At 73.4% G+C, this 16019-nt stretch carries 15 protein-coding genes; 10 read left to right on the forward strand and 5 right to left on the reverse strand.

The annotated features are described in order from the left end of the window. Nucleotides 1–73: 73 nt before the first annotated feature. On the reverse strand, nt 74–964 hold the full coding sequence (locus GL259_RS21000; RefSeq protein ID WP_159534916.1) for a DMT family transporter: 891 nt from the start codon (nt 962–964) through the stop codon (nt 74–76). A gap of 80 nt (nt 965–1044) precedes the next feature. On the opposite strand from GL259_RS21000, the gene GL259_RS21005 reads away from it, so the two are divergent. Further along, a complete protein-coding gene (locus tag GL259_RS21005; protein ID WP_159534917.1) occupies nt 1045–1650 on the forward strand; it encodes a TetR/AcrR family transcriptional regulator in 606 nt (201 codons plus the stop codon). Nucleotides 1651–1981: 331 nt separating this feature from the next. On the opposite strand, the gene GL259_RS21010 is transcribed toward GL259_RS21005, so the two are convergent. The 3 genes from GL259_RS21010 to GL259_RS21020 form a co-directional block, all read right to left on the reverse strand. Further along, a complete protein-coding gene (locus tag GL259_RS21010; protein WP_159534918.1) occupies nt 1982–2632 on the reverse strand; it encodes a hypothetical protein in 651 nt (216 codons plus the stop codon). A gap of 125 nt (nt 2633–2757) precedes the next feature. Further along, entirely contained in the window at nt 2758–3459 is a 702-nt protein-coding gene (locus GL259_RS21015; RefSeq protein ID WP_159534919.1) for a GntR family transcriptional regulator, read from the reverse strand. Nucleotides 3460–3641: 182 nt separating this feature from the next. After that, the gene (locus GL259_RS21020; RefSeq protein WP_159534920.1) at nt 3642–4997 is read right to left on the reverse strand and encodes an aspartate aminotransferase family protein; all 1356 of its coding nucleotides are present in this window, start codon (nt 4995–4997) and stop codon (nt 3642–3644) included. 168 nt (nt 4998–5165) lie between these two features. On the opposite strand from GL259_RS21020, the gene GL259_RS21025 reads away from it, so the two are divergent. From GL259_RS21025 to GL259_RS21040, 4 genes are all read left to right on the forward strand, one after another. After that, nucleotides 5166–5780, forward strand: a complete 615-nt coding sequence (locus GL259_RS21025) for a DJ-1/PfpI family protein (protein WP_159534921.1) — start codon at nt 5166–5168, stop codon at nt 5778–5780. Next, a complete protein-coding gene (locus tag GL259_RS21030) occupies nt 5777–6235 on the forward strand; it encodes a MarR family transcriptional regulator (protein ID WP_159534922.1) in 459 nt (152 codons plus the stop codon). The genes GL259_RS21025 and GL259_RS21030 overlap by 4 nt, the downstream gene beginning before the upstream one ends. 78 nt (nt 6236–6313) lie before the next feature. After that, nucleotides 6314–8251 (forward strand): serine/threonine-protein kinase, encoded by a 1938-nt coding sequence (locus tag GL259_RS21035; RefSeq protein ID WP_159534923.1) that lies wholly within the window; start codon nt 6314–6316, stop codon nt 8249–8251. A gap of 157 nt (nt 8252–8408) precedes the next feature. Beyond that, nucleotides 8409–9953, forward strand: coding sequence for a substrate-binding domain-containing protein (locus GL259_RS21040; RefSeq protein WP_159534924.1), 1545 nt, complete (start codon nt 8409–8411; stop codon nt 9951–9953). A 13-nt stretch (nt 9954–9966) separates the two neighbouring features. Here GL259_RS21040 and GL259_RS21045 read toward each other — a convergent pair whose 3' ends face one another. Then, entirely contained in the window at nt 9967–10713 is a 747-nt protein-coding gene (locus GL259_RS21045; protein WP_159534925.1) for an SLATT domain-containing protein, read from the reverse strand. Nucleotides 10714–11045: 332 nt separating this feature from the next. Between GL259_RS21045 and GL259_RS21050 the strand changes: the two genes are divergently transcribed. The 5 genes from GL259_RS21050 (at nt 11046) to GL259_RS21070 (ending at nt 15641) form a co-directional block, all read left to right on the forward strand. Next, complete coding sequence (locus tag GL259_RS21050) at nt 11046–11387, forward strand: YbaB/EbfC family nucleoid-associated protein (protein ID WP_159534926.1); 342 nt, start codon at nt 11046–11048, stop codon at nt 11385–11387. A gap of 59 nt (nt 11388–11446) precedes the next feature. Beyond that, the gene (gene recR, locus GL259_RS21055) at nt 11447–12046 is read left to right on the forward strand and encodes a recombination mediator RecR (protein ID WP_159534927.1); all 600 of its coding nucleotides are present in this window, start codon (nt 11447–11449) and stop codon (nt 12044–12046) included. Then, the gene (locus GL259_RS21060) at nt 12039–12701 is read left to right on the forward strand and encodes a DUF5063 domain-containing protein (RefSeq protein WP_159534928.1); all 663 of its coding nucleotides are present in this window, start codon (nt 12039–12041) and stop codon (nt 12699–12701) included. The genes recR and GL259_RS21060 overlap by 8 nt, the downstream gene beginning before the upstream one ends. A 589-nt stretch (nt 12702–13290) precedes the next feature. Next, nucleotides 13291–14568, forward strand: coding sequence for an aspartate kinase (locus GL259_RS21065; RefSeq protein ID WP_159534929.1), 1278 nt, complete (start codon nt 13291–13293; stop codon nt 14566–14568). Continuing rightward, nucleotides 14568–15641, forward strand: a complete 1074-nt coding sequence (locus GL259_RS21070; RefSeq protein WP_159534930.1) for an aspartate-semialdehyde dehydrogenase — start codon at nt 14568–14570, stop codon at nt 15639–15641. The genes GL259_RS21065 and GL259_RS21070 overlap by 1 nt, the downstream gene beginning before the upstream one ends. The last annotated feature ends 378 nt before the right edge of the window (nt 15642–16019 follow it).

Genomic DNA, 16019 nt, shown 5'->3' on the forward strand with positions numbered 1-16019 from the left:
ACGGCCGGCGCGGTGGATCCGCCCGGCCGTCCCCCTTTTCCCCGGCTTCCCCCGGCTTCCCCCGGCCCTCCCCTCAGCGCGAGGCGCCCCGCGGCGCGCGACGGGCGCCCCCGCGGTGGACGACGACGACCGCCGCGAGGCCGACGGCCAGGCCGAGGGCGGTCTGCGGACCGAACGGCTCGCCGAACATGAGGGCTCCCCAGACCGCCGTGACCGGGGCCATGAGGAACATGAGCGTGTTGACCTCGGTGACTCCGGAACGCCGCAGGATGAGCCAGTACAGCCCGTACCCGCCGAAGGTCGGCAGGACCACGAGCCAGGTGATCGCGACCCAGAAGGAGGGTCCGGCGGGCGGCTCGGCGGCTCCGGTGCCCACCGCGAGCGCCGTGAAGACGACGGCGCTGGTGGCGCAGTGGACGGTCAGCGACACCACGGGCGCGACCCGCACGCGGGAGCGGCCCTCCAGGAACGTGGCCGCCACCAGGGAGAGCATGCCGAGGAAGGGGACGAGGTAGGCCCACCAGGCCGCACCGGTGCCGGCCGCGGCGTCGGCCAGGGTGACGAGGGCGACGCCGCTCACCCCCAGGCACAGGCCGAGCCACTGCCGGCGCGAGACGTACTGGCGCAGCAGCGGTCCGGCGAGGGCTCCGGCGACGAGCGGCTGGACGCCGTCGATCAGGGCCGTGGTGCCGCTGGAGACCCCGAGCTGGATCGCGTGGTAGACGGTGAGCAGGTAGCCGCTCTGCGACAGCGCGCCGATCACGGCCTGCCGGGCCACGTCCCGGGCCCCGAGGCCCCGCCACGACGCCCGGGAGAAGGCGGCGACGGCCACCAGGACGACGGCCAGGGGCAGGAACCGCCACATCAGGACCGTGACCGCGGACGCGCTGTCCGCGCCGAGCTTGGCCCCGATGAACCCGGAGCTCCAGCAGAGCACGAAGGCGGTCGAGAGCAGGAGGTTCATGCCGTCCCCTCCGGTCGTCCCCCGAGTAAACAGGTCGGTTTACCCAGTACCCGCTATACAGATCGGTATACCTTGGGGGCATGGGCACTGCCGAGGAACCCCGACGGATCACGCTGACGCCTGCCGCACGGCGCGTCCTGGAGGCCGCCGGGAGGCTGTTCTACGAGCGCGGCATCCACGCCGTGGGGGTGGACCTGATCGCCGCCGAGGCCGGGGTGACGAAGAAGACCCTCTACGACCGGTTCGGCTCCAAGGAGCAGATCGTCGTGGAGTACCTCGCGGCCCGCGACGAACGCTGGCGGGCCTTCCTCGCCCCGTACCTCGACGCCGCGCGGCCGGGGGCGGCGCGCGTCCTGGCCGTCTTCGACGCCTCGCGCGCGTGGGCGCAGGAGAACGGCTCCAAGGGGTGCGGCATGATCAACGCCCACGCCGAGATCGGCGATCCGTCCCATCCGGCCCGCCCGGTCATCGCCGGGCAGAAGCAGTGGATGCTCGCCCTGTTCACCCGCCTCGCCGGGGACGTCGCCCCGGACGGGGCCCACCGGCTGGGCCGGGCGCTGATGCTGCTGCACGAAGGGGCGCTCGTCGCGTACGGCCTGAACGTCTTCGCGGACCCCGTCGGCCGCGCCCGCGAGGAGGCGCGGGCCCTCCTCGCCGCCGCCGGGGACCCCGCGGTGCGGCGGTGAGCCGACGCCGGCGGGGCGTCACGGGGCCGGCACGGGGGACGGGGACGGCCGCGGGCCGGCTCCGCCCCGTGGAGCGGCCGTTCCGCTCCGTGCGCGTCCCCCGGCGCCCTCTCGAGGGGATCCCCGACCGGCTGCGGCCGGAGGCGGCCTGCTTCGGTCCGCCGGGCGGCCGGCGGGCGGTGCCGCCGGTCCTCCCCGTGCGGGACGGCTCGGAGGTGCCCCGGTGGGTGAGCCGTTCCTCGCCCACAGGAACGCCGAGGCCGGGATGGGCCCCGTCATGAACACGGAGGGCCTGCGGAAGGGACTCTCCCGGCCGGGCCGGCCCCCGCCGTCAGCTGAACACGATCATCGACCCCTGCGCCAGGCTCCTCGTCGCCGCCGCGTGCAGGCCCAGCCAGACGTGGCGCTCGCGGGCGAAGGGACTGGGATCGTACGGGGCGGGGACGGCCGGCTCCTCCAGCTCGGTCGGCCCGAGCGGGGGTTCGGGGGCCGCCGGGGGGTTCGCCGGGTCGATGCCGATGGACGGGGCGACGAACTCCAGCTCCCGCAGCAGGGCGTGGGAGGAGCCGAGCGGGCCGCCGCCCTCGAGGAGGGCGTCGTTGGAGAGGGGGTGCGGGAAGTCGACGGGGACGTAGGCGCCCGCGTGGTCGTAGTGCCACACCAGGTGGGACTGCTGGGCCGTCGACTCGAACATCTCCAGCAACTGCTCGTAGTCACCGCCGAGTTCGTCCACCGGCGTGACCGGCAGCCCGCACACCTGGAGCAGGTACGCGCGCCGCAGGAAGTGCAGCGCGTCGTAGTCGAAACCCGCGACCGGGGCGACCTCTCCGGACAGTCCGGGCATGTACTGGTACACCGGCACCGGCGGCAGCCCCGCCTCGGCGAGCACCGTGTTGTACTGCGCGAGTTCCTCGGCGAAGGGATTGTCGGGCGTGTGGCACAACACGTCGACGAGCGGTACCAGCCACAGGTCACAGGCCAAAGAGGGCTCCTCACACAGCACGGTGGTCAGGGAAGCGTATCGACGCGGCGCGAGGGTGGCTCCCCCCGTGCAGGTCCCTTACCCATACCGGCACGGACGACGCCGGTCCCGGGTCCCCGGCCGGCTCACTCGGCGCTCGTGCGCTCGATGAGCGCGAGCCCGTGCGCGTTGTACGACTCGACGATCGCGCGGGCGGAATCGGTGTCGCGGCGCGACAGGGCGTCGACCAGAGCGGTGTGCCCGGCCCACAGCCGGCCCCGCAGGTCGGGCAGCCGCCGCAGCCGCTGCACCATGCACACCCACGTCTGGACGCGGAGCCGGTGGAGGAAGTCGGTGAGGTACGGGTTGCCGAAGACGGACCCGAGTTCGCGCCAGAAGCGCAGGTCGTAGCCGATCAGGACGGTCAGGTCCCCGGCGAGGGCCGCACGCTGCGCCTCCTCGCCGCGCCGCCGGACCCCGGCGAGGACGGCGGCGGTCCCGGGGTCGTCCGGCCGGAGGTGCGCCGGCCGGCCGTCGACCAGCGCGTGGAACATCGCGTCGGTCACCAGGCTGCGGGCCTCGATCATCCCGCGGAAGTCCTCGACGGAGTGCTCGTGCACCCGGAAGCCGCGATGCTGGTCCGCGTCGAGCAGCCCCTGCGCAGACAGGTCGACCAGCGCCTCCCGGACCGGGGTCGCGGACACCCCGTACTGCTCGGCGATCTCCTTGACGGTGAACTCCTGCCCCGGCTGGAGCCGCCCGGCCAGCACCTCGTCACGGAGCGCGTCGGCGATCTGCTGCCGCAGGGTGCTGCGGGTCACGGCCCCACTGCCGCTGCTGCCGGGCATGGTCGGGCGTCTCCCTCGTCGCGTTCGAACGGCGTGCACGCATGCGCGTACGTCTTGCGCACACGTCTTACGAGCACGCCACCTTACGCGGTCGGGTGGGACACGGCGTGTTCGAGCGGGCGGCCGGGGCGGACGCCGTCCCGCGCCCGCCCCGGCCGCCCCTCACACCGGCTCCCGGTCGGTCACTCCACGTAACCGTCCGCCACCGACAGCGCCGCGTCCAGCACCGCCAGCCCCTCCTTCAGCTCGGCCTCGCTCGCGTTGCACGGCGGCACCACGTGCGTCCGGTTCATGTTCACGAAGGGCCACACCCCGCCCTCCTTCGCGGCGGCGGCGAACGCGGCCATCGGGGCGTTCGCCTCGCCGGTCGCGTTGTACGGCACCAGCGGCTCCCGGGTCTCCCGGTCGCGCACCAGCTCCAGCGCCCAGAACATGCCGACCCCGCGCACGTCCCCGACGCAGGGGTGCCGCTCGGCCAGCTCCCGCAGCCCGGGGCCGACGACGGACGCGCCGAGCCGCGCCGCGTTCTCGACGACGCCCTCCTGGTCCATCACGCCGATCGTCGCGACGGCGGCGGCGCAGGCCAGCGGGTGCCCGGAGTAGGTCAGTCCGCCGGGGTACGGCCGCCGGGCGAAGGTCTCGGCGATCGCACCCGAGATGGCCACGCCGCCCAGCGGCACGTACCCGGAGTTCACGCCCTTGGCGAAGGTCATCAGGTCGGGCACCACGTCGTACAGGTCCGCCGCGAACCACTCTCCGGTCCGCCCGAACCCGGCCATGACCTCGTCGAGCACGAAGACGATCCCGTACTTGTCGCACAGCTCCCGCACGCCCGCCAGGTAACCGGCCGGCGGCGTCATGATGCCCGCGGTGCCCGGGATGGTCTCCAGGATGACCGCGGCGACCGTCGACGGTCCCTCGAAGGCGATCGTCGTCTCCAGGTGCTCGAGCGCCCGCGCGCACTCCTGCTCCTCGGTCTCGGCGTAGAAGCGGGAGCGGTACAGGAAGGGCGCCCAGAAGTGGACGACGCCCGCGGTGCCGCTGTCGGAGGCCCAGCGGCGCGGGTCGCCGGTGAGGTTCACGGCCTGCTGGGTGCCGCCGTGGTAGGAGCGGTAGGCGGAGAGCACCTTGGGCCGCCCGGTGTGCAGCCGGGCCATGCGCACGGCGTGCTCCACGGCGTCGGCGCCGCCGTTGGTGAAGAAGATCTTGTCCAGGTCGCCCGGCGTCCGCTCGGCGATCAGCCGGGCCGCCTCCGAGCGCGCCTCGACGGCGAACGCGGGCGCGAACGTCGTCATCCGCGCCGCCTGCTCCTGGATCGCGGCGACGACCTTCGGGTGCTGGTAGCCGATGTTCGTGTAGACGAGGCCGCTGGTGAAGTCGAGGTAGCGCCGGCCGTCGTAGTCCCAGAAGTACGACCCCTGCGCCCCGGCGACGGCGAGCGGGTCGATGAGCTCCTGCGCGGACCAGGAGTGGAAGACGTGCGCACGGTCGGCGGCCTTCACGGCGGCCCCGACCTCGGGGTTCGGCTGAGGGGTCATGCGCCCGAGGGTAGGTCCCGGCGGCGGGCGCGCGACATCGGCGGCCTGTCTGCGGCCGGCCGCTTTCCGCGACAGATTGTCGACAGGGGCGGGCCCCGATCCATTGACAGCATGCTGCATTCATGTCAGCATGCTGTCATCTGTTGGTGTGCGATCCAGGGAGCGGTCATGACCCGCAGCACCCGCAAGCCCGTCCATCTCGCCGTCTACGACACCTTCGCCGACTGGGAGACCGGTCACGCCACCGCACACCTCGCGCGCGCCGGGTACGAGGTCCGCACCGTCGCCCCCACCGGGGAGCCCGTGACCAGCATCGGCGGACTGCGCGTCCTGCCCGACCTCGCGCTCGACGGGCTGCGGCCCGAGGACAGCGCGCTGCTGATCCTCCCCGGGGCCGACCTCTGGGACGCGGGGGACGCGCTCGCGCCCTTCGCCCGCGCCGCCCGGGCCTTCCTCGACTCCGGGGTGCCCGTCGCCGCGATCTGCGGGGCCGTCGCCGGCCTCGCCCGCGAGGGGCTGCTCGACGAGCGGGCGCACACCGGCGCCGCCGCGCCCTACCTCGCCGCGACCGGATACGCGGGCGCCGGGCGGTACGCCGAGGCCGACGCCGTCACCGACGGCCGCCTCGTCACCGCCGGGCCGACCGAGCCCGTCGCCTTCGCCCGCGAGGTCTTCCGGCTGCTCGGCGCCTACGACGAGGGCGTCGTCGACGCCTGGTACCGGCTGTTCCACGACTCGGACGCGGAGGCGTACGCCGAGCTCGAGAAGGCCCTGGCCCGGTGAGCCGGGAGCGGCAGGACCTGCTCAGCCGCGGCGCGCTCGGGGTCTTCCGGCTCAACGGCCAGTTCCTCGCGGCCGCCGAGGAACTGGCCCGGCCCGCCGGGCTCACCGCCGCCCGGTGGCAGGTGCTCGGCGCGGTCCTGCCCGGGCCCCTGCCCGTCTCCGGCATCGCGCGGACCATGGGCATCACCCGGCAGAGCGTGCAGCGCATCGCCGACCTGCTGGTGGAGCGCGGCCTCGCCGAGTACCGGCCCAACCCGGCCCACCGCCGCGCCAAGCTCCTCGCGCCGACCGAGGAGGGCCGCGCGGCGATCAGCCGCATCGACCCCGGCCACGCCGCCTTCGCCGAGCGGCTGGCCCGGGCGTACGGGGAGGCCGAACTCGCCCGGGCGGTCCAGGCGCTGGAGCGCCTCTCCCGGGTGCTCGACGAACTCGGCCCGCCTGTTACGGAACCGTAGACGAAGCCCAGGTCACCGCGTGGCCGCCCCGCACTATCCTCGATCCGTTGCTCACTGTGGGGGGAAGGCGGCGCAACGATGGAGAAGCTCGGGCCGGGGGATCCCCAGCGCATCGGCGCGTACCGGCTGCTCGCGCGGCTCGGGTCCGGCGGCATGGGACACGTCTACCTCGCCCGTTCCGACCGGGGACGCACCGTCGCCGTGAAGCTGGTGCGCGAGGAACTGGCCCGGCAGGAGGAGTTCCGGGCGCGCTTCCGCCAGGAGGTGCGGGCCGCCCGGCAGGTCGGAGGCGACTGGACGGCGCCGGTGCTGGACGCGGACACCGAGGCGCCCGTGCCCTGGGTCGCCACCGGGTACGTGGCCGGGCCCAGTCTCCAGCAGGTGGTCGGGCGCGACCACGGCGCGCTGCCCGAGCGCTCGGTCCGCGTCCTCGCCGCCGGTCTCGCGCACGCCCTGAAGGACATCCACGCGGCCGGCATCGTCCACCGCGACCTCAAGCCGTCCAATGTGCTGGTCACCATCGACGGGCCCCGCGTCATCGACTTCGGGATCGCGCGGGCGCTGCAGACCGTGACCGACGGCGGGCTCACCCGCACCGGCGCGCTCGTCGGCTCGCCCGGCTTCATGGCGCCCGAGCAGGTCCGCGGTGACCGCGTCACCTCCGCCTGCGACGTCTTCTGCCTCGGCTCGGTGCTCGCCTACGCCGCCACCGGCGCGCTGCCCTTCGGCACCGCCGACAGCGGGGTGCACGCGCTGATGTTCCGCATCGCCCAGGAGGAACCCGACCTGGAGCGCGTCCCCGAGGGCCTCGCCGGACTGGTGCGCGACTGCCTGAAGAAGGACCCCGCCGCGCGGCCCACGCTCGACCAGGTGCTGCAGCGCACCGGCGCGCAGGACACCGTCGCCGACGGCCGCTCCCGCGACCCCTGGCTGCCGGGCGCCCTGGTCGCCCAACTCGGCCGGCACGCGGTGCGGCTGCTGGACGCGGAGGACCCGGAGACCCTGCCGCGGCCCGCGCCCGACGGGGCGGCGCGGCAGACCCCGGCCGCCCCCGCCGTCCTCCCCGCGCTGCCGGCGCCGTCCGAACCGGCCGGTCCCGCCCCCGCCGCCACCCCCGAACACGCCCCCGCCGCCGACGACTCCGCCCCGCCGCCCGCCGCGGCACCCCCCGGAGCCCCCGCCCCGCCCCCGCCGGGCACACCGGGCGGCAGCCCCCCGCTCGACCGCCTCCCCACCCTGGTGGCCGGGCAGAACACCCCCGCCCCGCCCCCGAGCCCGGCCCCGGGCACCCCGGCCGGGTACGGGCACCCCCAGCAGCATCCCCAGCCCCCCGCGTACGGCTACCCCCACAACGGTCACGGCGCCGGTCACACCCCGCCGTACGGGCCGCCGCCCTTCGGCCCGGTCCCGCCGTACGGACCGGCGCCCGAACCGCGGCGGGACGGCCGTTCCACCGCGCTGCTCGTGGTGATCGCGCTGGTCGTCGCGCTCGCCGCGGGCGGCACGGTGTACGCCCTGATGAGCGGCGGCGCCGCCGGCGACCGCGCCGACGGCGGCCCCACCACGCCGGCGCCGACCGGCAGCGCGCCCCCGACCACCGGCCCCGCCACCCCCGACACGGGGCAGCCGACCGGCACGGAGCAGTCGAGCACCCCGCCGCCGGCCGGCGGGGCGGTCCCGACGGCGTACCTGGGCAGCTGGTCCACCACCATCGACAACGCGAGCGGGGAGCACAGCCGCCGGCTGACCGTCCAGCAGGGCGAGGTGGGCGACACGGTCATGTCCCTCGTCGCCGACGGCCCCACCGGGAACGGCACCTACCACTGCGTCTTCGAGGCCAGGCTCTCCGCCGTCCCCGGCGACCGGCTGGAGATCGGTCCGTCCTCCGTGACGGTCGGCCGGCCGCGCAGCGCCTGCACCCCGGGCGCCGCCACCGAGATCATCCTGCTCCCCGACGGCTCCCTGCGACGCGTGACCACCGGCAGCGGCGAACAGCTCACCTACACGCGGGACTGACCCGCGCGCCAAGTCGCCCTCCCGCCAAGGCGGTTGAACGTTCGGCGAACGCCGGTGAACTTCGGCGGACGAACGCCGCGCACCCCTTCGCACGCCCGTACGGTGGCCACCCGGCCGAACGGGCGGACAGCGGGCGGACAGCGGCGGGGGCGGCGCGATGGAGTTGCTGAGCGCGGAGAACCTGGTGGCCGTGGCGACGGCGATCCTCGGTATCGTCGCCTCGGCGGTGATGGTCTGGTACGAGCGCAGGGTGCCGCGCCGCAAGCGCATCGGCTACCGCGTGCAGCTGGACACGCCGATCGGCGACGACGGGCGGTCGCCCCGCACGAACCGCCGGGTGGGCTGGTTCACCACGGAGACGGGGATGAACCACGCCAGCATGGTGCTGCTGCGCATCGAGAACGACGGCTCGCAGAGCATCGCCCGCGACGACTACGAGAGTCCGGGGATCCACGGGCTGACCGTGGAGTTCGGCCGGCGCACCGTCCTCGGGGTCGCGGTCACCCAGCCCGCGGAGACGAGCCACATCCTCGACAACTTCACCGAGCGGCTCGGCTTCGGCTACCAGGGCAGCACCCTGAGCATCCCCCGCGTCCCGCTGAACCGGGGCGCCTACTACAAACTGCTGGTGCTGCTCTCCGGCGGCCGGGTGGGCGACGACATCCAGGTCGGCGGAGACCTGAAGGACGGCGACGTCCACCGCAACCGCAGCGCCACCCCGGACGAGAAGGCCCCGCTGTTCAGCCGGGCCGCCCGGCTGATCACCATCACGCTCACGCTGTGCGTGGTCGCCCTGGCGGTGGTCGTCGTGGCCCAGGACGAGGACCCCGCCCCCATGGGCTGCGAGGGGGGCACCCTCACGCTCACCGGCTCCACCGCCTTCGAACCCGTCCTGCACGAGGTGGCGGACAAGTACGAGCGGGAGTGCGCGGACGACGAGGTCGACATCGAGGTGCGGACGCACGGATCGACGGCGGGCGTCCGCACCCTGGTGACGGCGGGGGCGGGGGCGGAGCGGGGTTCGCCGCCGGTGGTGGCCCTGTCGGACGGCCCGAAGCCGGGCGGACTGCCCGAGCTGCGCGAGAACCGGGTGGCGGTGTCGGTGTTCGCGCTCGTGGTGAACGAGAAGGCGGGGGTGCGGGACCTGTCGACGGCGGACGTGCGGCGGCTGTACCGCGGCGAGATCACGAACTGGAGCGAGCTCGGCGGCGCGGACCTGCCGGTCCGCCTCGTCAGCCGGGACGCCAACTCGGGGACCAGACAGGTGCTCCAGCGCCGGGTGCTGGGCCGCGGCGAGATCGCCCACTCCTCGGTCGACTGCGTGCACAAGGACGACCCGACGGCGCCCGTCATCCGCTGCGAACTGAACTCGACGGAACTGGTGCTGGACACCGTCGCCGACGTCCCCGGCGCGATCGGCTACACCGAGCACAGCCGTGCCACCCGCGCGAAGGGGGTGCGCCTGCTGGACCTCGACGGCGAGACCGCGTCCGTCGACGCCATCGAGGACGGGACGAGCGCCTACCCGTACCGGGAGATCGAGTACGCCTACACCTACGGGCGGCCCCCGGCGGACTCACTGGTGTCGAGCTTCCTGACGTATCTGACCCGCGGCAGCGGCCAGGACGTGGTCCGCACCCACGGCCACCTGCCGTGCTGGAGCCCGAAGGGCCTGGAGCTGTGCGCGAGGACCGCCCCCTGACCCGGCGGGCGCCTCACCTCGGCTCGGGCGGACGCTGCCGCGGCATGTTCGGGCGGGCCGGTCCCGGAGGGGAGGGGAGGCGGCCGTGCGGGAGAGCCCCCTCCGGACGCCCCGCACCCGCCACCGCCGCCTGGACGCCCAGCGGCGCGCCCCCGGTGCGGAACTCCACCATCCAGTCGGCCGTCTCGACCCGCACCAGCTCCGCCACGTCCTCCGAGAACCGCCGCAGCACCGACAGGCACCGCTCGGCCGCCTCGCTCGCCGTGCCCTCCGTCGGACCCAGCACCTCGCGGACGCACTCCGAGGCCCAGTCGAACTGGAGGGCCTGCAGGCGCCGTTGCACGGCCTGGGCCGTCGCCACGTCCCGCATCCAGCCGGACGTCATCCCGAAGAACCGGTCCCCGGCCACACAGGCCACCCCGAGCAGCAGCGCCACGTACCCCCAGGGCGCGGACCCCTCCGCCGCCCCGGTCAGATCGAGCAGCGGCAGGGCGGCCCCGGTCACCGCCCCCACCGCCGCCCCGGTGCGCAGGGCCCGTGCGCACCGCCGCTTCCACACCCGGTCCGCGAGGTACCAGGCGGCCGTGTCCAGGGCCCCGCGCTCCACCCACCGGTACAGCTCGTCCAGCCGGGCCGCCGGCTCCCCCCAGTCCCCGAGCGGGAACACCCGCCCGCCCGGCTCGCCCGGCCGCAGCCCGGCCGCCCCCTCGCCCCGCCCGTCCTGAGGCCGACCCTCGGGCTGCATCTCCGGCTGACCCACCCGGTACTCCCTACTGACCCCTGCTGACCCCGACTGATCCCCGGCCGGCCCCCGGTCGGCCACATGGTGTGAATGAACCGTGACGGCGCGTGTCCGCGCGCCGGACCCTTCCTACCGCCCAATGGGTGGCGACGCCGGGGGTTCGCGCCTTTTGCCGCCCGGAAGAAGGTCTTGATCAGGTATAGGGCGCGCGGGGCCCTCACTCGAAAGAGTGTCGGGGCGTCGGCCGCCCCGACCACGTAGGCTCGTGCCGAACGGCAAAAACCCGGACCGGCGGGCCGCGGACCGATGGACCGGCGGACCGACGGATCGACCGACCAAGGAGCTGAATCGTGATCCCCGGTGGTGGCCAGCCCAACATGCAGCAGCTGCTCCAGCAGGCCCAGAAGATGCAGCAGGACCTGGCCAAGGCCCAGGAGGAACTGGCCCGCACGGAGGTCGACGGCCAGGCGGGCGGCGGTCTGGTGAGGGCCACCGTGACCGGGTCCGGCGAACTGCGGGCCCTGAAGATCGACCCGAAGGCGGTGGACCCGGAGGACACCGAGACCCTCGCGGACCTGATCGTCGCGGCGGTCCAGGCGGCCAACGAGAACGCCCAGACCCTCCAGCAGCAGAAGCTCGGCCCGCTCGCCCAGGGACTGGGCGGCGGCGGTATCCCCGGCCTGCCTTTCTAAGACGGGCCCCGGCCCTCTACCGTACGTACTGAAGGAACACCAGGAAGGACGGCAGTCCGTTGTACGAAGGCGTGGTCCAGGACCTCATCGACGAGCTCGGGCGGCTGCCCGGCGTCGGTCCCAAGAGCGCGCAGCGGATCGCCTTCCACGTCCTCCAGGCGGAACCGGCCGACGTACGGCGTCTCGCGCACGCCCTCATGGAAGTGAAGGCGAAGGTCCGCTTCTGCGCGATCTGCGGCAACGTCGCGCAGGAGGAGCAGTGCGGCATCTGCCGCGACGCGCGCCGCGACCCCGCGGTGATCTGCGTCGTGGAGGAGCCCAAGGACGTCGTGGCCATCGAGCGCACCCGGGAGTTCCGGGGCCGCTACCACGTCCTGGGCGGCGCCATCAGCCCGATCGACGGCGTCGGCCCCGACGACCTGCGCATCAGGGAGCTCCTGGCCCGGCTGGCCGACGGCACGGTCACCGAGCTGATCCTGGCCACGGACCCCAATCTCGAAGGCGAGGCCACGGCGACGTACCTCGCCCGCATGATCAAGCCCATGGGGCTGAAGGTCACCCGTCTGGCCAGCGGCCTCCCGGTGGGCGGTGACCTGGAATACGCGGACGAGGTGACCCTCGGCCGCGCCTTCGAGGGGAGACGACTCCTAGATGTCTGACGCCACGCTGCACGCGACCCACCAGAACCCCGACGACTTCGCGGTCCAGATCGCGGATCAGATCGAGAGCTTCCTGGTCGCCGTGACGGAGATCGCGAAGGGCGACGAGCCGGACTCGGCGGTTCCGTTCCTTCTCCTGGAGGTCTCCCAGCTCCTGCTGGCCGGCGGCCGGCTGGGCGCCCACGAGGACATCGTCCCCGACGAGCGCTACGAGCCCGACCTGGGCCCGGAGGCCGACGTGGACGAACTCCGCGAGAACCTCGCCCGCATGCTGGACCCGATCGACGTCTACTCCGAGGTCTTCGACCCCTACGAGCCCCGCAAGGCCCCCGTCCCGGCCCGCATCTCCGACGACCTCGCCGACGTCGTCGCCGACCTGCGCCACGGCATGGCCCACTACCGGGCGGGCCGCACCACGGAGGCCCTGTGGTGGTGGCAGTTCTCCTACTTCTCCAACTGGGGCTCCACGGCGTCCGCCACCCTGCGCGCCCTCCAGTCGGTCGTCGCCCACGTCCGCCTGAACCAGCCCCTGGCCGAGCTCGACGGCCTCGACACCGACGACCAGGGCATGGGCGACGACACCCTGGAGTTCGAGGCGGGCCAGGTGATGGCGGAGGAACTCGGCGCTCCGCTGGGCGTGCGCCCGGCCACGTGACCGGCCGGGCGGCTCCGGGCTGTCCCGGCGGGCCACCGGGAACCGACCGGCCGACGACCCGGAACGCGTGAGCCGGCATCGTGGGCCGGGGCGGGTGTCTTGCCGGAAAACGTGAGCAGACAGTGGGCGAATGACACTTAAGTGCTCACATGAGCATTTAGTGAACAATGTCGACTGGGGTGCTCACACCTTTCGGTGAAGGTGCCCTGTGGACGCAGTCACCCGCCACGCGTCGGCTCCTGCCGTCACGAAGGCGGGCCGGGGGCGACCGCCGGTGTCCGGTCACGTGAACGACAACGCGTGCGCGGGCAGCGCGGACCGGGAGGCCTGATGAGCCGGTACGGCAGCCGGCCGGGGCCGTGCGCGGGCCCGGCGCGGTGCGGTCGGGGCCCGGATCCGGGGTGTGACGCAGGTCGCTTTTCCGAGTGGTCCGCGCCGGGATGGGCATGAGCCCCCTGCGCGAGCGCCGAAGTCTCACCATGCGATATCACCGAGGGGATTTTCGGACGCTCGATAGACTGACTGCCGACCGCGGCCTGCACACATGTGTACGGACCGTGGAAAACGACGGACTGAGCGAGGAGCGCACGTGGGCCTTGTCGTGCAGAAGTACGGAGGCTCCTCCGTAGCCGATGCCGAGGGCATCAAGCGCGTCGCCAAGAGGATCGTGGAAGCCAAGAAGAACGGCCACCAGGTGGTCGCCGTGGTTTCCGCGATGGGCGACACGACGGACGAGCTGATCGATCTCGCCGAGCAGGTTTCCCCGATCCCTGCCGGGCGCGAGCTCGACATGCTGCTGACCGCCGGAGAGCGGATCTCCATGGCCCTGCTGGCCATGGCGATCAAAAACCTGGGCCACAACGCCCAGAGCTTCACCGGCAGCCAGGCAGGTGTCATCACCGACTCGGTCCACAACAAAGCCCGCATCATCGATGTCACGCCGGGCCGGATCCAGGCCTCGGTGGACGAGGGCAACATCGCCATCGTCGCCGGTTTCCAGGGCGTCAGCCAGGACACCAAGGACATCACCACGCTCGGCCGCGGCGGCTCCGACACCACCGCCGTCGCCCTCGCCGCCGCGCTCGACGCCGAGGTGTGCGAGATCTACACGGACGTCGACGGCGTGTTCACCGCCGACCCGCGCGTGGTGAAGAAGGCCCGGAAGATCGACTGGATCTCGTTCGAGGACATGCTCGAACTGGCGGCCTCCGGGTCCAAGGTGCTGCTCCACCGCTGTGTGGAGTACGCCCGCCGGTACAACATCCCGATCCACGTCCGCTCGTCCTTCAGCGGACTGCAGGGCACGTGGGTCAGCAGCGAGCCGATTCAGCAAGGGGACAAGCAGGTGGAGCAGGCTCTCATCTCCGGTGTCGCGCACGACACCTCCGAGGCCAAGGTCACGGTCGTCGGTGTGCCGGACAAGCCGGGCGAGGCGGCCTCGATCTTCCGCGCGATCGCCGACGCCGAGATCAACATCGACATGGTCGTGCAGAACGTGTCCGCCGCCTCCACCGGCCTGACGGACATCTCCTTCACCCTCCCCAAGGCCGAGGGCCGCAAGGCCATCGACGCCCTGGAGAAGGCCAGGACCGCCATCGGCTTCGACTCCCTGCGCTACGACGACCAGATCGGCAAGATCTCCCTGGTCGGCGCCGGCATGAAGACCAACCCGGGCGTCACCGCCGACTTCTTCACGGCGCTCAGCGACGCCGGGGTGAACATCGAGCTGATCTCGACCTCCGAGATCCGCATCTCGGTCGTCACCCGCAAGGACGACGTGCCCGAGGCCGTCCGCGCCGTGCACTCCGCGTTCGGGCTGGACTCCGACAGCGACGAGGCCGTGGTCTACGGAGGCACCGGCCGCTGATGGCCGGGTCCGCACGACCCGGACGTCCCGGGCGGCCGACGCTCGCGGTCGTGGGAGCGACCGGGGCCGTCGGCACGGTCATGCTCCAGATCCTGTCCCAGCGGGCGGACGTCTGGGGCGAGATCCGACTGGTCGCCTCCCCGCGCTCGGCCGGCCGCAAGCTGGCCGTGCGCGGTGAGGAGGTCGAGGTCGTGGCGCTCACCGAGGAGGCCTTCGACGGGGTCGACATCGCGATGTTCGACGTCCCCGACGAGGTCGCCGGGGAGTGGGCGCCCGTCGCCGCCGCGCGGGGCGCGGTGGTGGTCGACAACTCCGGCGCGTTCCGCATGCACCCGGACGTGCCGCTGGTCGTCCCCGAGGTCAACCCGCACGCCGTGCGGATGCGGCCGCGCGGGATCGTCGCCAACCCGAACTGCACCACCCTGTCGATGATCGTCGCACTGGGCGCGCTGCACGCCGAGTTCGGCCTGCGCGAGCTGGTCGTCTCCTCGTACCAGGCGGTCAGCGGCGCCGGGCGCGCGGGCGTCGAGACGCTGCGCCGGCAGATGTCCCTGGTGGCCGGTACGGAGCTGGGGACCTGCCCCGGTGACGTGCGGCGGGTCGTGGGGGACGACACCGGGCCGTTCCCGGAGCCGGTCGCGCTGAACGTCGTGCCGTGGGCCGGGTCGCTGCGGGAGGACGGCTGGTCGTCGGAGGAGATGAAGGTCCGGGACGAGTCCCGCAAGATCCTGGGCCTGCCCGCGCTGCCCGTGGCGGTCACCTGCGTGCGCGTCCCGGTGGTCACCGCGCACTCGCTCACCGTGCACGCCCGCTTCGAGGGCGAGGTCACCGTCGACAGGGCCCGGGAGATCCTCGCCACGGCGCCCGGCGTGGTGCTGTTCGACAATCCCGCCGCGGGGGAGTTCCCCACCCCCGCCGACGTCGTCGGGACCGATCCCACGTGGGTGGGGCGGGTGCGGCGGGCCCTGGACGACCCCACGGCGCTGGAGTTCTTCGTGTGCGGGGACAATCTGCGCAAGGGCGCCGCGCTCAACAGCGTGCAGATCGCCGAGCTGGTGGCGGCCGGCTCGTGAAAAGTTCTGGCCCCTACATGATTCGTTTGTAGGATCTGTGTAAGCCTGGTGGGCCGGTTTCTTGATCCGGGCCACTTGAATCGGCCTGGCTTGCAGCCGAGGATTTACCTCCCCGCCCTCCGCAACCGAGCGGAGGGCGGGGAGCGTCTTTGCGGTCACCTCTTCGGGGCGTGGGGGCGCGTTCTTTCAGGCGTGGGGACGTCTGGAACCGGGCGTGGGGACGCCCGTTCACATGGAACACAGGGGAAGAGCGGGACGCATGAAGGCATGGGATGTGCTGCCGGTGGCGCTGCCTGGCGCGGGCGGCCGACCGGTGGCACCGGTCGGCGCGGAAGTGACGTCCGGCGCGTACAACCCTTACGGGGGAAGCGTGTCCAA

This window comes from Streptomyces sp. Tu 3180 (assembly GCF_009852415.1).
Taxonomy (GTDB): Bacteria; Actinomycetota; Actinomycetes; order Streptomycetales; family Streptomycetaceae; genus Streptomyces.

What these genes read in the sequence shown, in the direction of transcription:
- GL259_RS21040 (WP_159534924.1), top strand. Translation starts at nt 8,409, where the DNA reads ATGGAGTTGCTGAGCGCGGAGAACCTGGTGGCCGTGGCGACGGCGATC.
- GL259_RS21005 (WP_159534917.1), top strand. Translation starts at nt 1,045, where the DNA reads ATGGGCACTGCCGAGGAACCCCGACGGATCACGCTGACGCCTGCCGCA.
- GL259_RS21020 (WP_159534920.1), bottom strand. Translation starts at nt 4,997, where the DNA reads ATGACCCCTCAGCCGAACCCCGAGGTCGGGGCCGCCGTGAAGGCCGCC.
- GL259_RS21035 (WP_159534923.1), top strand. Translation starts at nt 6,314, where the DNA reads ATGGAGAAGCTCGGGCCGGGGGATCCCCAGCGCATCGGCGCGTACCGG.
- GL259_RS21015 (WP_159534919.1), bottom strand. Translation starts at nt 3,459, where the DNA reads ATGCCCGGCAGCAGCGGCAGTGGGGCCGTGACCCGCAGCACCCTGCGG.
- GL259_RS21070 (WP_159534930.1), top strand. Translation starts at nt 14,568, where the DNA reads ATGGCCGGGTCCGCACGACCCGGACGTCCCGGGCGGCCGACGCTCGCG.
- GL259_RS21000 (WP_159534916.1), bottom strand. Translation starts at nt 964, where the DNA reads ATGAACCTCCTGCTCTCGACCGCCTTCGTGCTCTGCTGGAGCTCCGGG.
- GL259_RS21060 (WP_159534928.1), top strand. Translation starts at nt 12,039, where the DNA reads ATGTCTGACGCCACGCTGCACGCGACCCACCAGAACCCCGACGACTTC.
- GL259_RS21025 (WP_159534921.1), top strand. Translation starts at nt 5,166, where the DNA reads ATGACCCGCAGCACCCGCAAGCCCGTCCATCTCGCCGTCTACGACACC.